Source organism: Cognatishimia sp. F0-27, from assembly GCF_020667845.1.
Classification (GTDB): domain Bacteria; phylum Pseudomonadota; class Alphaproteobacteria; order Rhodobacterales; family Rhodobacteraceae; genus JAFMPQ01.
Genome location: NZ_JAFMPQ010000062.1, coordinates 1 through 13,625, shown reverse-complemented (window position 1 = coordinate 13,625; position 13,625 = coordinate 1). Strand labels below are relative to the sequence as shown.

Here is a 13,625-nt window from a genome sequence, read left to right as displayed (position 1 = left end):
TGGGGGTGAGCAATACCGGCGCGATCCTCGACGAGGTGAGCTTCGTGTAAGGGGCCCGGCAGCGTCTGAGGCGTTTGCGGAGCAGGATAAGCAATGCCCCCCCTGCGCGCGGTTGTCCCCGTGATATCGGGCAGCGTGCCGGGGGGGGGGTATTTTTACCAAGAAGAAGACCAAAACCCCGGTCGGGTCGGTGGCCGGGCGCATCGGTGGCCGGGGCGCGCGCCTTTGCGCCCGGGCGTGGATTTGGCCCTTGCTCCGGGCTGCGGGGCGCAAATTCTGTTCACAGGTTTGATATTCCGCTCTAAGCTTGGAGACGATTTTGACGTTTGTGGTTTTCCCGGTGTTTGCGGTTTCCCCGATTTTCCTTTGTGCCAAGGAGCATTCTCATGCCCGTTCTGTCTGCCAGCAGCCCGATCTTTTCCATCGAAGGTGGCCCGCTTGATGCCACCCAGCATTCCACCACGGCCCTTGCGGGGGGCGGCTTTGCCGCGGTCTGGCGGGCGGTCACGGGCTTTGGCTTTACCGAGGCAGAGATCAACGCGCGCAGCTTCGATGCCGATGGCACGCCGGTTGGCATGGGGGTGGAGCGGGTGTTCATGCCCGACAACCTGTTTACCGCCGATCTGCCCACCGATATCGCCGGCCTTGCGGATGGCTCGGCGCTGTTTGTCTTCGACAGCCAACAGGGTCCGCCGCATGACGCCGAAGGGATCTTTGGCCAGTATCTGACCCCGCAGGGCGAGGCCGGGATCGGGGCCAATTTCGTCACCGGGGAGTTTGGCGTGGCCGAGACCGACCCGGCGGTGGCGGTCCTGAGCAATGGCAATTTTGTCTATGCCTACGAGCAGCTGGGCGATGTGCAGGTGGTGGTGCGCTCGACCGAGAACCGCACCATTGTCGCGCCGCAGACCGTCAACGTCTTTACCACCGCCGCGCAGCAGAACCCCGATGTGACCGCCCTGCCCGATGGCGGCTTTGCGGTGACCTGGCAGAGCTTCAACCAGCAGGGCCAGGAAAACGAGATCCTGGTGCGGTTCTTCGATGCGGCGGGCGCGCCGGGGCGGGAGTTTTTCGTCAACCGCACGCTGCGCGGCGATCAGACCGAGCCGGTCATCACAGCGCTCGACAATGGCGACGTGGCGGTGGCCTTCCTGTCGGAATCGGACGTGGAGAACGTTGTGCGCGCGGCCCAGATCACACCCGAGGGGCGGCTCGTGGGGTTCGAGAACTTCGTCTCCGACGAGTTGGTCCCGGCGGGCGCGGGCGGCCCCGCGATCACGGCGCTGGACGGGGGCGGCTATGCGGTGGCCTATGAATATGTCCGCGCGGGCGCGCCCTCGGGCATCGCCGTGCGCAGCTATGACGACAACAGCCGGCCGCTCGGGCCATCGGATGTCATTCCCAACAATGGGGTCACCTTTCTCGGCGAGCCCGAGATCGTCCAGCTCGAGAACGGCGAGATCCTTGTCAGCTGGGAGGGCACCAGCAGCGGCCCCAGCGGGCAGGACATCTTTGGCCAGACCTATGTGCTGTCCACGCCGGGCGAGGTCCTGAACGGAGACGGGCGGCCCAACGCGCTGACCGGCGGCGCCGGGGATGACACGATCACCGGGCGCGGCGGCAATGACACGCTGCGCGGCGAGGGCGGCAACGATACGATCGACGCGGGCGCGGGGTTCGACGATGTGGCGGGCGGCGCGGGCAATGACACGCTTGTGGGCTCGAACGGGTTCGACACGCTGCGCGGCAATGATGGCGCCGATCTCTTACAGGGCAATTTCGGCAATGACTTCATGCTGGGCGGTGCGGGCAACGACAGGCTCGAAGGCGGCTTGGGCTTTGACGCCATGGCCGGCGACGATGGCAATGATTTCCTGCAGGCGCGCGACGGGTTCGACACGCTCGAGGGCGGCGCGGGCGATGACACGCTGCAGGGCAACAACGGCAATGACAACCTGCAGGGCGACGCGGGCAATGACCGGCTCGAAGGCGGGCTCGGCGCCGACACCATGGCGGGTGGTCTGGGCAATGACACGCTGCTGGGCGCCAACGGGTTCGATCTGTTGATCGGCGGCGACGGCGATGACCGGCTCGAGGGCAATTCCGGCAACGACACGATGCGGGGCAATGAGGGCAACGACGCGATGCGCGGCGGGGTCGGGGCGGATACCTTCGTCTATACCGCCGGGGCCGACCGGATCGTGGATTTCCAGAACAACATCGACGCGATCCAGATTGCCGCCAGCCTTCTGGACGAGGCGATGCCGGTGCCCGAAGACCTGCGCGGCTATGCGCGGCTGACCGGCGATGGCGATCTGCAGCTGAATTTCGGCGATGGCAACACGCTGACCTTCAACGGGGTGAACAACACCGGCGCCATTCTCGACGATGTGATCTTCATCTAGGCCCACCCCTGCCCCCGGATCGCGCGGGCCGCGTCATCGCCCGCCGCCCGGCCACGGGATCAGGGCCAGGGCAGGCCCGAATTCCCGGCCCCGGACCAGACCGGGAAACCCTTGGTCCGGGAAACGGATCCGGCAGGCCGCCATGGCGCGGCCTGCCCGGACAGACAGCGCATGGGCGCGCCCCGGAGCACCCGGTCGAAAGACCTTGCGCCACCTCCGCAGCCTTGTTTTGATGGCGATATTGAGCCGGGGCTTGCGCCCCTTGATTGTATCGACAGCCTGCCCTGGGCGCAGGCAACACTCCGGAAGGCCTTCTTGTCATGGATATCATTTATACCGGCACCAACCCCTATTTCTTTCAGGAAGGCTTTTTCGACAGCCAGGGAACGCTTGACGACATCGAAGTGACCAGCCCGCGCAACGTTGCGCGCAGCGAGGTTGTGGTCGAGAACTTCTCGAACGGGTTTGTTGTCACCGGGCAGGGCACAAACCTGATCGTCAGCAATGACGGCAACCCGGCGGGCGGCACGCTCAACACGCTGATCTTTGAGCAAAACGGGGTCGAACAGGGCCGGGTCACGAATATCGCCTGGTCCTTCACCGATTTCCTGATCGCGCTGCTCGATATCGAGGATGCCGGTGATTTCAGCGCGCTGGCCACGCTGTTCAACAGCGCCGGTCCGATCAATGTCGATGCGCGCGGCGCGCAGGCGGGGTTCGACTTCGAGGATTTCATCCAGGTCTTCGGCGATGAGGTCACCCAGCCCATCACCCTGTTCGGGTCGAATTTCTTCGACAATCTGCAGGGGGCGGCCGGCAACGACCTGTTCGTCGTGGGGGCGGCCGGTGCCGATCACGACGGCTCGCCGGGCAATGACACGATCAATCTCGGCGGGCTGGATGACACCGGCTATTTCTTCTCCGAATTCGAGGATCTCGGCGAGCCGGTGACCGTCACCGTCAACGGCCCGGCCAATACCGCGTCGGTGGTGACGCCGAACGGCACGACGACCCTGCTCGATCCGATCGTGGCGCTGGAAGCCGACGGGCTGGGCCTTGCGGGATCGACCGGCAACGACACGTTCAACGCGGTGCAGGCCGACAATGGCTGGATGGATCTCAACGGCTACGAGGGCAACGACACCTATAACCTGACGCTCAACGAGACGATCCGGCTGAGCTTCAACTGGTCCAACGATGGCCCGAATACCGGTCTGGTGGCGGATCTGGGCACCGGCGTCATCAGCAATGACGGCACCGGCGGGCGCGACCAGATCAACATTCTCGGCGGCGACGGGCGGCTGGAGATCCGCGCCACCGATTTCAACGACAGCATCATGGGCTCGGATCGCGAGGAGAGCTTCATCACCCGCCAGGGCAATGACACGGTCGATGGCGCCGGCGGGATTGACCGGGTGCGCTATGACCGGCGCGATGTGGAGGCGATCGATGTCGATCTGGCGCTGAACCGGGCCATGGGCACCTGGAACGGCGAAGCCTTCACCGACACGCTGATCAATGTGGAATACATCCGCGGCTCACGCGCGGGCAATGACACGATCCGCGGCGACGAGGATGACGAGATCCTGTCGGCGCGCGCGGGCAATGACAGCCTCGTGGGGCGCGGCGGCGATGACCAGCTTTACGGCGGTGACGACAATGACACGCTTGAAGGCGGCGACGGCGACGACGAACTGCGCGGGGAGAACGGCGACGACACGCTCGAGGGCGGGAACGGTCGCGACAATCTGCGGGGCGGGGATGGCAATGACCGGCTGGATGCCTCGGGGGGCGACGCGGCCACGCAGGGCTTTGGCGACTACATCCGCCCCGGTCTGGGCCAGAACACGATTATCGGCCACCAGGCCCATTTCGCCACCGGGGAGGGGGCCGATCTGAGCTATGGCGATCTGGATGGTGTGGCCGGCATGACCATCACCTCCGGCCCGGATGGCACCGGCACCGCCGTCAGCGGCGACGGGCGGGTGAATGACACGTTCAGCTTCATCCATTATTTCGAAGGCTCGGCGGATGATGACCGCATCACCGGGAGCAATGGCGATTACTGGGAAGGCTTTGCCGGTCTCGATGGCAATGACACGATCGATGCGGGCACCGGGCCGAACACGGTGAACTACAATTACGAGGTCGATTACGGCGGTGGCATGGTGGGGATCGTGGCCAACATGGCCCAGGGCACCGTGCGCGACACGTTCGGCGATACCGACACGCTGATCAATGTCGCCGAGATCCGCGCCACCGATTTTGCCGACACGCTCTCGGCGGCGGGGCTGACCACGGGGATGCGCTTCCGGGGCTATGACGGCGATGACACGCTGACGGGGGGGCTTGGCAATGACTATCTCGAGGGCGGGGATGGCAATGACCGCGCGGTGATCGGCGTTGCCTTTGCCGATGCCACGATCGAAGAGACGCAGGACGGGTATCGCGTCACCTCGGCGGATGGCACCGACACGCTGGTCGGGATCGAAGAGGTCGCCTTCACCGATGGGGTGCGCGCGGCGGATGCGCTGATCCCCTCCGATCCGCCGGTTGTCGAAACCGGCACGTCACAGCCCGACAGCCTCGTCGGCGGCTCCGGGGACGATACGCTGAGCGGTGCGGGCAACAACGATACGGTCGAGGGCCTTGGCGGCGCGGACGTGATCAATGGCGGCTTTGGCTTCGACGTGCTCGATGGCGGCTCCGGCAACGATACGGTCATTGGCTCCAACGGGTTCGACAGCCTGTCGGGCGGCGATGGCGATGACAGCCTCGTGGGCAATTTCGGCAATGACACCGCCAACGGGGGCGCGGGCAATGACACGCTGGAAGGCGGTCTCGGGTTCGACCTGCTGGTCGGTGACGCGGATGACGATCTTCTGCGCGCCCGCGACGGGTTCGACACGCTGCTTGGCGGCACCGGCAACGACACGCTTCAGGGCAATAACGGCAATGACCAGCTCGATGGCGGCGACGGCGATGACCGTGTCGAGGGCGGGCTCGGCGCCGATGACATGCTTGGCGGCCTGGGCAATGACACGCTGCTTGGGGCCAACGGGTTCGATGTGCTCGATGGCGGCGGCGGTGACGATCTGGTGCAGGGCAATTTCGGCAATGACACCATCGACGGCGGCTCCGGCAACGACACGCTGCTTGGCGGGATCGGGGCGGATACGTTTGTCTATTCGGCCGGGGCGGACCGGATCGCCGATTTCCAGAACAACATCGATGCGATCCAGATCGAGGCGGATCTGCTGCTCGAGACGATGCCGGTGCCGGACGATCTGCGCGGCTATTCGCGGCTCGATGGGGATGGCAACCTGCTGCTCGATTTCGGGAATGGCAACACGCTGACCTTTGTGGGGGTCGGCAATACCGGTGCAATCCTCGACGAGGTGACCTTCGTGTAAGGCAATCCCGCACGATCCGGACCACGCTTCGGGCGTTTCCGGAACCCCAAGCAGAACACTCCCCCCGGGCGCGTTGAAATCCCCTGATTTCAGGCAGCGTGCGGGGGGCCTCTTTTCCGGACAACGCCCCGGGCGTTTCCGGAACTCCAAGCAGAACACTCCCCCGGGCGCGTTGAAATCCCCTGATTTCAGGCAGCGTGCGGGGGGCCTCTTTTCCGGACAACGCCCCGGGCGTTTCCGGAACCCCACCCGGAACACTCCCCCGGACCGGGGCGCGGTTCGGGCTGTCCGCGCGCCCCCCCCCCCGGCGCGATCCTTTTGTGGCAAGTACAAGGAAGATGCCGGTCGGAGGCCTGCACTCTTTTGCGGCGTCGTTTATCGGTTTTTGAGATTATGTCGTTAGGCCCCTTGGCACATCACGGCGCTGCGCCCTGCGGGGGTGGCGCGCCTGCCCGTTCCAGAAGGAGGCCGTGCGATGGCCATCGGCAATGCATTTCTGACCCCATCCAGCGGCCTGTCGCTCGAAGCGCTCGTGGTGCTCGGGCTGACCGCGCCGGACGATTACCGCGCGCTGACGCCCGGCGCGCTCTACGCCACGGATTTCACCCATGGCGGGCAGGGGTATACGCTGGTTCTGCGGGGGGAGGGGCTTGCGTCGGGCGGCGCCGCCGGGCTGCGCGGAACGGTCACCCAGATAGAGCTTTACGCGGTCAGCGCCCGCAGCATGGCGGACCCGACCACAGCGCCGCTGGCGGGTTTCCTGATCCTGTCCGATCCGGTTCCGGCGCAAAGCCTGATCTCCTCGGCGGGCACGGTGAGCCCCCTGTCCCGGCCGATGCCGGACGGGACCGCGCGGGAGGAGGTCTCCTGGCTCAGCCATGCGGCATTTTTCGACCTGCTGCTGCCGGCGGACGGGGTGTTCGGCATGGTCTATACCGGTGCGCCGGGCGCCGACATCGTCAATGGCTATCGCAGCAACGACACGCTGGCCGGTGCGGCGGGCCATGACGTGATCGTGCTCTCGCCCGGCGATGACCTGCTGTTCGGGGGCAGCGGCCGGGACACGGTGGATGGCGGCTTGAGCGCCACGGCGCTGACGCTGGATGCCGATGGGCGCGTGCGTGACAGCGCCGGAAACAGCAGCCTGATCGTGGATGTCGAGGCGTTTGCGGGCTCCGGCTTCGGGGACGATCTGGAGGTTGGCGGCGCGCTGACCACGCTGTCCGGGGCGGGCGGGAATGACCGGTTGGTCGGGGACGGGCGCGCCAATGCGCTGCACGGGGATGGCGGCAATGACACCCTGATCGGCGGGGCCGGGGATGACACGCTGACCGGGGGTGCCGGGACGGATCTCGCCATCATCGGCGCGCCGCGCGCGACCGCGACGGTGCGCATGATCACCGGCGGGGTGGAGATCCGCTCCGCCGAGGGGACCGACCGGCTGATCGGTATCGAACGGATACAGTTCAGCGACCAGATCATGGCGCCCGATACGCTGGTCAGCGATGGCGCCGGGAGCGGGGGCGGCAGCGGTGCCTCGGAGGGGGGCGGAAATGCGCCCGATGGTCCCTTGCGCGACACCGGCAGCGCGGGTCCGGACAGGATCTCGGGCGGGGCGGGCAACGATACGCTGGCGGGCGGGTCCGGCAACGACACGCTGGCCGGCCTGGCAGGCAATGACGATCTGGCGGGCGGATCCGGGCGCGATCTGTTGCAGGGCGGTGCCGGCCGCGACACCCTGCGCGGCGCGGACGGGTTCGACAGCCTTTCAGGCGGCGATGGCGCCGACCTGCTGCATGGCAATGCGGGCAACGACACGGTGACCGGTGGCGCCGGGGCCGACACGCTCGAAGGCGGCGTGGGGTTCGACAGCCTCTCGGGCGATGGCGATGCCGATTTCCTGCGGGCGCGCGACGGGTTCGATACGCTGCTTGGCGGCGCGGGCCACGACACGCTTCAGGGCAATAACGGCAATGACCGCCTCGATGGCGGGACGGGCAACGACCTTCTGCAAGGCGGCTTCGGGGCCGACACGCTGGAGGGCGGGTCCGGCAGTGACCGGCTTGAAGGCGGCAACGGGTTCGACCGTCTGACCGGTGGGGCGGGGGCCGATACGCTTCTGGGCAATGCGGGCAATGACCGCCTCGATGGCGGCGCGGGCAATGACCGTCTGCAGGGGGGGCTCGGAGCGGATACCTTCGTGTTCACCGCCGGGGCAGATGTGGTCGTGGATTTCCAGAATGCCATCGATGCGGTCCGGATCTCGGCGGACCTGTTGCGCGGGGCGGATCCCGGTGCCGCCGATCTGCGCGATTTTGCCCGGCTCGATGCGGCCGGGCAGGTGGTGCTCGATTTCGGATCGGGCAACACGCTGACCTTCGAGGGGGGGATCTCCGTCACGGCCCTGCGCGACGATGTGAGCTTCTTCTAGGCCAGCGCGCCCTTGCTCCCGGCCTGCCCGGCGCGGGGGCCCCGGCCCGGGACGGGCCCCGGCCCCCCGGTCCCGGTGGCGCGCTGCGCAAACGCAGCGGCCAGGGCTCCGCGCATGCGGCTGCTCTTGCAATTCGACGCGGCCCCGTTAAGCCCTTGCACGAGGTTGACGAGAAACGGACAGGGACGCGCCATGCAGATAGAAACCACTCGGCTCGACGGCGTGGTGATCCTCACGCCACAGCGTTTCGGGGATGCGCGGGGCTTCTTTTCCGAAAGCTGGAACGCGGCGCGCATGGCCGAGGCCGGGCTCGATTACGGCTTCGTGCAGGACAATCATTCGCTCTCTGCCAGGACCGGCACGCTGCGCGGGCTGCATTTCCAGTCGCCGCCCCATGCGCAGGCCAAGCTTGTGCGCTGCGGGCGCGGGCGGCTCTTTGACGTCGCCGTGGATATCCGCCGCGGCTCGCCCACCTACGGCCAGTGGGTCGGGGTTGAACTGTCGGCCGAAAACGGGCGCCAGCTGATGATCCCCGCAGGGTTCCTGCATGGCTTCGTCACCCGTGAGCCGGAGACCGAAATTGTCTACAAATGCACCGATTACTACGCGCCGGACTGCGATGGCGCCGTGGCCTGGGACGATCCCGATCTTGCCATCGACTGGGGTCTCGAAGGTGCTCCCGTGTTGAGCGACAAGGATGCCGCGGCCCCGCGCCTGAAGGATCTCGCCAATCCCTTCCGCTGGGACACCCCCGCATGAGACAGGTCTCCCCAGTCCTCCGGACCGTTTCGGAGCGGGCGCCGCATTCCCTGCATGCCCCGGCGAACCTCCGGGGAGGGCAAGGCGCAGACCCCACGTCGTCCCGACGCCGGCCCCTGGCGAAACAGTCCGGCCCCGCGCTGTCACACCGCCCGCCCCTGGCGAAACAGTCCGGCCCCGGGCCCGTGTCCCATCCGTCCGGCATGACCCGGCCTGATCCCTCGCCCCTGCAAGACCGGCCGGATGCCGGATCCGCGTTCTTCCCAGTACGAAAGGCCCTGCCATGAAGATCCTCGTCACCGGCGGCGCCGGGTTCATCGGATCGGCCGTGGTGCGCCAGGCCATTGCCGCGGGCCACGATGTGGTCAATCTCGACGCGCTGACCTATGCCGCCTGTCTCGACAACGTGGCCAGTGTCGCGGAGCATCCCGGTTACGCTTTCGAGAAAGCCGATATTCGCGATCGCGCGGCGCTCGACCGGATCCTTGCGGCCCACAGGCCCGATGCGGTGATGCACCTGGCCGCGGAATCCCATGTGGACCGCTCCATCGACGGGCCGGGCACCTTCATCGAGACCAACGTGATGGGCACGTTTCACCTGCTCGAAGCGGCCCGGGCCTACTGGATCAACCAAGGCAGTCCGGACAGCTTCCGGTTTCACCACATCTCCACCGACGAGGTTTTCGGCTCGCTTGCCCCGGCCGCCGAGGGGGGCGGGCAGTTCACCGAGGACACGCCCTATGATCCGCGCTCGCCCTATTCGGCCTCCAAGGCCAGCTCCGATCACCTGGTGATGGCCTGGTATCACACCTACGGGCTGCCGGTTGTGCTGAGCAACTGCTCGAACAATTACGGCCCCTATCACTTCCCGGAAAAACTCATCCCCGTGGTGATCCTCAATGCGCTCGCGGGCAAGCCGATCCCGATCTATGGCGATGGATCGAACGTGCGCGACTGGCTCTATGTGGAGGATCACGCCGACGCGCTGCTCACCGTGCTGCAAAGGGGCGAGACCGGGCGCAGCTACGCCATCGGTGGCGAGAACGAGCGCTCCAATCTCGAACTGGTCAGGACGATCTGCGCGCTGCTCGACGCCAAACACCCGCGCAAGACGGGCGCCTATGCCGATCTCATCACCTATGTCACCGACCGGCCCGGCCATGACGCGCGCTACGCGATCGACCCCACGCGCATCCGCACCGAGCTCGGCTGGCGTCCCTCGGTGACCGTCGAGGAGGGGTTGGCGAAAACCGTTGACTGGTATCTCGACAATCGCGCCTGGTGGCAGGCGCTGCAGGCCCGCGACGGGGTGGGGACACGGCTTGGCACCGGGACGGGCGGGGCAGAGACGGGCCGCGAGGTCCGGCGATGACGTCCCCCCTCAAAACTCTCGTCTTCGGCACCACCGGTCAGGTCGCGCGTGAGCTGGCCCTGACCAGGCCGGACCATGTCGCGCTCACGGCACTCAGCCGCGCCGATGCGGACCTTGCCCTGCCCGAGATCTGTGCCGAGGCCATCGCCACCCACGCGCCCGATCTGGTGATCAACGCCGCCGCCTACACCGCCGTGGACCGCGCCGAGGAGGAGCCCCGCGAAGCCACGCTGATCAACGCCGAGGCCCCCGCCGCCATGGCGGAAATCTGTGCCACCCGCGGCATCCCCTTTTGCCATGTCTCCACCGATTACGTCTTTGACGGCACCGGCACGCAAGCCTGGCACCCGTCGGACCGTGCCGCCCCTCTGGGCGTTTATGGCCGGACCAAGTGGGAAGGCGAGGAAGCGGTGCGCGCCGCCGGTGGACCGCATGCGATCCTGCGCACGTCGTGGGTGTTCTCCGCCCATGGCAGCAATTTCGTCAAGACCATGCTGCGCCTGTCCGAAAGCCGCGACACGCTCAGCGTCGTCGCCGACCAGATCGGCGGGCCGACGCCCGCGCGCGACATCGCAAGGGCGCTTTGGGCGCTTGGGGCTTCGCTGCGGACCGGCGGGCCCTCCGGCACCTACCATTTCGCGGGCCAACCTGCGGTGAGCTGGGCCGATTTTGCCCGTGCGATCTTTGCGCGGGCCGGCAAACCGGTCACCGTGACCGACATCCCAAGCACCGATTACCCGACACCGGCCCGAAGACCGGCCAATTCGCGCCTTGATGGCACCACGCTTGCCCGCGATCACGGCATCGCGCAGCCCGATTGGCAGGCCGGTCTCGACGCGGTGTTGGCCACGCTGGCCGCCCCCCCGGACCGGGACCCGGCCTGACATGCCCCCGCAACCCGAGGACGCCCCGCAACCGGGCCCGCCCTTGCACAAGACGACCCGATACGAGGAGACCGCCCGCATGACACCGACCAAAGCGCCTTCCGCGTCCAACCGGCGCGGCATCATCCTTGCGGGTGGCTCGGGCACGCGGCTCTACCCGATCACCATGGGGGTCTCCAAGCAGCTCCTGCCGATCTATGACAAGCCGATGATCTATTACCCGCTCTCGGTGCTGATGCTGGCCGGCATCCGCGAGATCGCGATCATCACCACACCGCATGACGCGGCACAGTTCACCGCCCTTCTGGGCGATGGCAGCCAGTTCGGCCTGTCGATCACATGGCTGACGCAGCCCTCGCCGGACGGGCTGGCGCAGGCCTATCTTCTGGCGCAGGATTTCCTCGACGGGCGGCCCTCGACCATGGTTCTGGGCGACAACATCTTCTTTGGCCACGGCCTGCCCGAGCTTCTGGCGGCGGCGGATGCGCGGGAGACCGGCGGCACGGTCTTTGGCTACCGGGTGGCCGATCCCGGGCGCTACGGCGTGGTGGGGTTCGACTCCGCGGGCCAGGTGACGCAGATCATCGAGAAGCCGGAGAATCCGCCCTCGAACTACGCCGTGACCGGGCTTTACATGCTTGACGGCACCGCCCCGGCGCGCGCGGCACAGGTGAAGCCCTCGCCGCGTGGCGAGCTCGAGATCACCGCCCTGCTGGAGATGTATCTCGCCGAAGGCACGCTCGATGTGCAGCGCATGGGCCGCGGCTATGCCTGGCTCGACACCGGCACCCATGCCTCGCTTCTGGAGGCGGGCAATTTCGTGCGCACCCTGCAGGACCGGCAGGGGCTGCAGACCGGCTGTCCCGAGGAAATCGCCCATGGGCGGGGCTGGATCGACGACGCGCAGCTGGCGGAGCGGGCGGCGCTCTTTTCCAAGACCGCCTATGGGCGCTATCTGCGCGGGCTTCTGCCGTCCGCATAGGCCATATTTCCGCTGACGGGATTTTATCCCGTTTTCGAGCTGACCCGCCCATCCTCGCCATGGCGCGCCGCGTCCCGGGCGTTGCCATTTCCCGGTGGATGGCGGAGTTTGCCCGCGAAACCGCCTGCACCCGCGCCCCCCCGACCAACGCCGAAAGCCCTGCCATGTCCTCCCCTTCCGATTCCCTGCCCCAGGCCAATCTCTCCGCGGTGGCAACACGGGTCTTGCGCCTTGAAGCCGCGGCACTGGAAACGCTTGCCGGGGCGGTCCCCGCAGATTTCGATGCCGCCGCCGCCGCGCTTCTGGCCGCAGGCGGGCGCGTTGTGGTCTCCGGCATCGGCAAATCCGGCCATATCGCGCGCAAGATCGCCGCCACTTTCGCCTCGACGGGCACGCCGGCCTATTTTGTCCACCCCGCCGAGGCGAGCCATGGCGACCTTGGCATGATCTCCGAAGGGGATCTCTGTCTGCTGCTGTCAAATTCCGGCGAGACGGCGGAGCTCGGCGATATCCTGGCCTATTGCGCGCGCTTCTCGATCCCGGTGATCGGCATGTCGAGCCGGGCCGACAGCACGTTGATGCGCGCCGCGACCTACAGGCTGACCCTGCCGCCCGCGCCCGAGGCCTGCCCGAACGGCATGGCGCCAACCACCTCGACCACCATGGCGCTGGCGCTTGGCGATGCGCTGGCGGTGGCGTTGATGGAGGCGCGCGGTTTCCGGGCGGAGGATTTCCGGGGCTTCCACCCTGGCGGCAAGCTGGGCGCACGCATGCGCCGGGTCGACGAGCTGATGCACGGGGCCGACAGCCTGCCGCTGGTGAGCGAGGCAACCGAGATGAGCGAGGCGCTGGTGGTGATGTCGGCCAAGGGCTTCGGCATCGTGGCGGTCACCGCGGCCGACGGGCGGCTTGCGGGGATCGTCACCGATGGCGACCTGCGGCGTCATATGGACGGGCTTCTGACCCGCACGGCCGGGGCCATCGCCACGCCGGACCCGGTGACCGTGGCGCCGGACACGCTGGCGGCCGCGGCGCTTGCGGAGATGAACGACCGGGCGATCTCGGTGCTGATCGTGGTCGATGCCGCGCGCCGCCCGGTGGGGGTGCTGCACATCCACGATTGCCTGCGCGCAGGGGTTGCCTGATCCCGGACAGGCAGGCGCCCCCCGCGCCGCCGCGCCGGATGGCCCGGCAGATGGGTGGTCTTGCCCGCATGGCCCTCCGCCAAGGACATCCCCCCGGCACGCTGCCCGATATCACGGGGACAACCGCGCGCGGGGGGGTATTGCTTATCCTGCTCCGCAAACGCCTCAGACGCTGCCGGGCCCCTTACACGAAGCTCACCTCGTCGAGGATCGCGCCGGTATTGCTCACCCCCA

8 protein-coding genes are annotated in these 13,625 nt (G+C 67.3%); all 8 read left to right on the top strand.

From position 1 onward, the window contains the following. The first annotated feature begins 386 nt into the window (after positions 1–386). Entirely contained in the window at positions 387–2,405 is a 2,019-nt protein-coding gene (locus J1C49_RS20850) for a calcium-binding protein (RefSeq protein WP_227447768.1), read from the top strand. A gap of 320 nt (positions 2,406–2,725) precedes the next feature. Further along, complete coding sequence (locus J1C49_RS20845; RefSeq protein WP_227447767.1) at positions 2,726–5,818, top strand: calcium-binding protein; 3,093 nt, start codon at positions 2,726–2,728, stop codon at positions 5,816–5,818. Positions 5,819–6,293: 475 nt separating this feature from the next. Then, the gene (locus J1C49_RS20840; protein ID WP_227447766.1) at positions 6,294–8,249 is read left to right on the top strand and encodes a calcium-binding protein; all 1,956 of its coding nucleotides are present in this window, start codon (positions 6,294–6,296) and stop codon (positions 8,247–8,249) included. A gap of 192 nt (positions 8,250–8,441) precedes the next feature. Then, positions 8,442–9,008 carry a dTDP-4-dehydrorhamnose 3,5-epimerase gene (gene rfbC, locus J1C49_RS20835; RefSeq protein WP_227447765.1) on the top strand — a complete coding sequence of 189 codons (567 nt, stop codon included), beginning with the start codon at positions 8,442–8,444 and terminating at the stop codon, positions 9,006–9,008. A 283-nt stretch (positions 9,009–9,291) separates the two neighbouring features. Beyond that, positions 9,292–10,380 (top strand): dTDP-glucose 4,6-dehydratase, encoded by a 1,089-nt coding sequence (rfbB, locus tag J1C49_RS20830; RefSeq protein ID WP_227447764.1) that lies wholly within the window; start codon positions 9,292–9,294, stop codon positions 10,378–10,380. Next, complete coding sequence (rfbD, locus tag J1C49_RS20825) at positions 10,377–11,264, top strand: dTDP-4-dehydrorhamnose reductase (RefSeq protein WP_227447763.1); 888 nt, start codon at positions 10,377–10,379, stop codon at positions 11,262–11,264. Before rfbB ends, rfbD begins: the two co-directional genes overlap by 4 nt. 79 nt (positions 11,265–11,343) lie before the next feature. Next, on the top strand, positions 11,344–12,246 hold the full coding sequence (gene rfbA / locus J1C49_RS20820; protein WP_227447762.1) for a glucose-1-phosphate thymidylyltransferase RfbA: 903 nt from the start codon (positions 11,344–11,346) through the stop codon (positions 12,244–12,246). A 164-nt stretch (positions 12,247–12,410) separates the two neighbouring features. Further along, positions 12,411–13,391: an SIS domain-containing protein gene (locus J1C49_RS20815; protein WP_227447761.1), complete on the top strand. Its 981-nt coding sequence runs from the start codon at positions 12,411–12,413 to the stop codon at positions 13,389–13,391. The last annotated feature ends 234 nt before the right edge of the window (positions 13,392–13,625 follow it).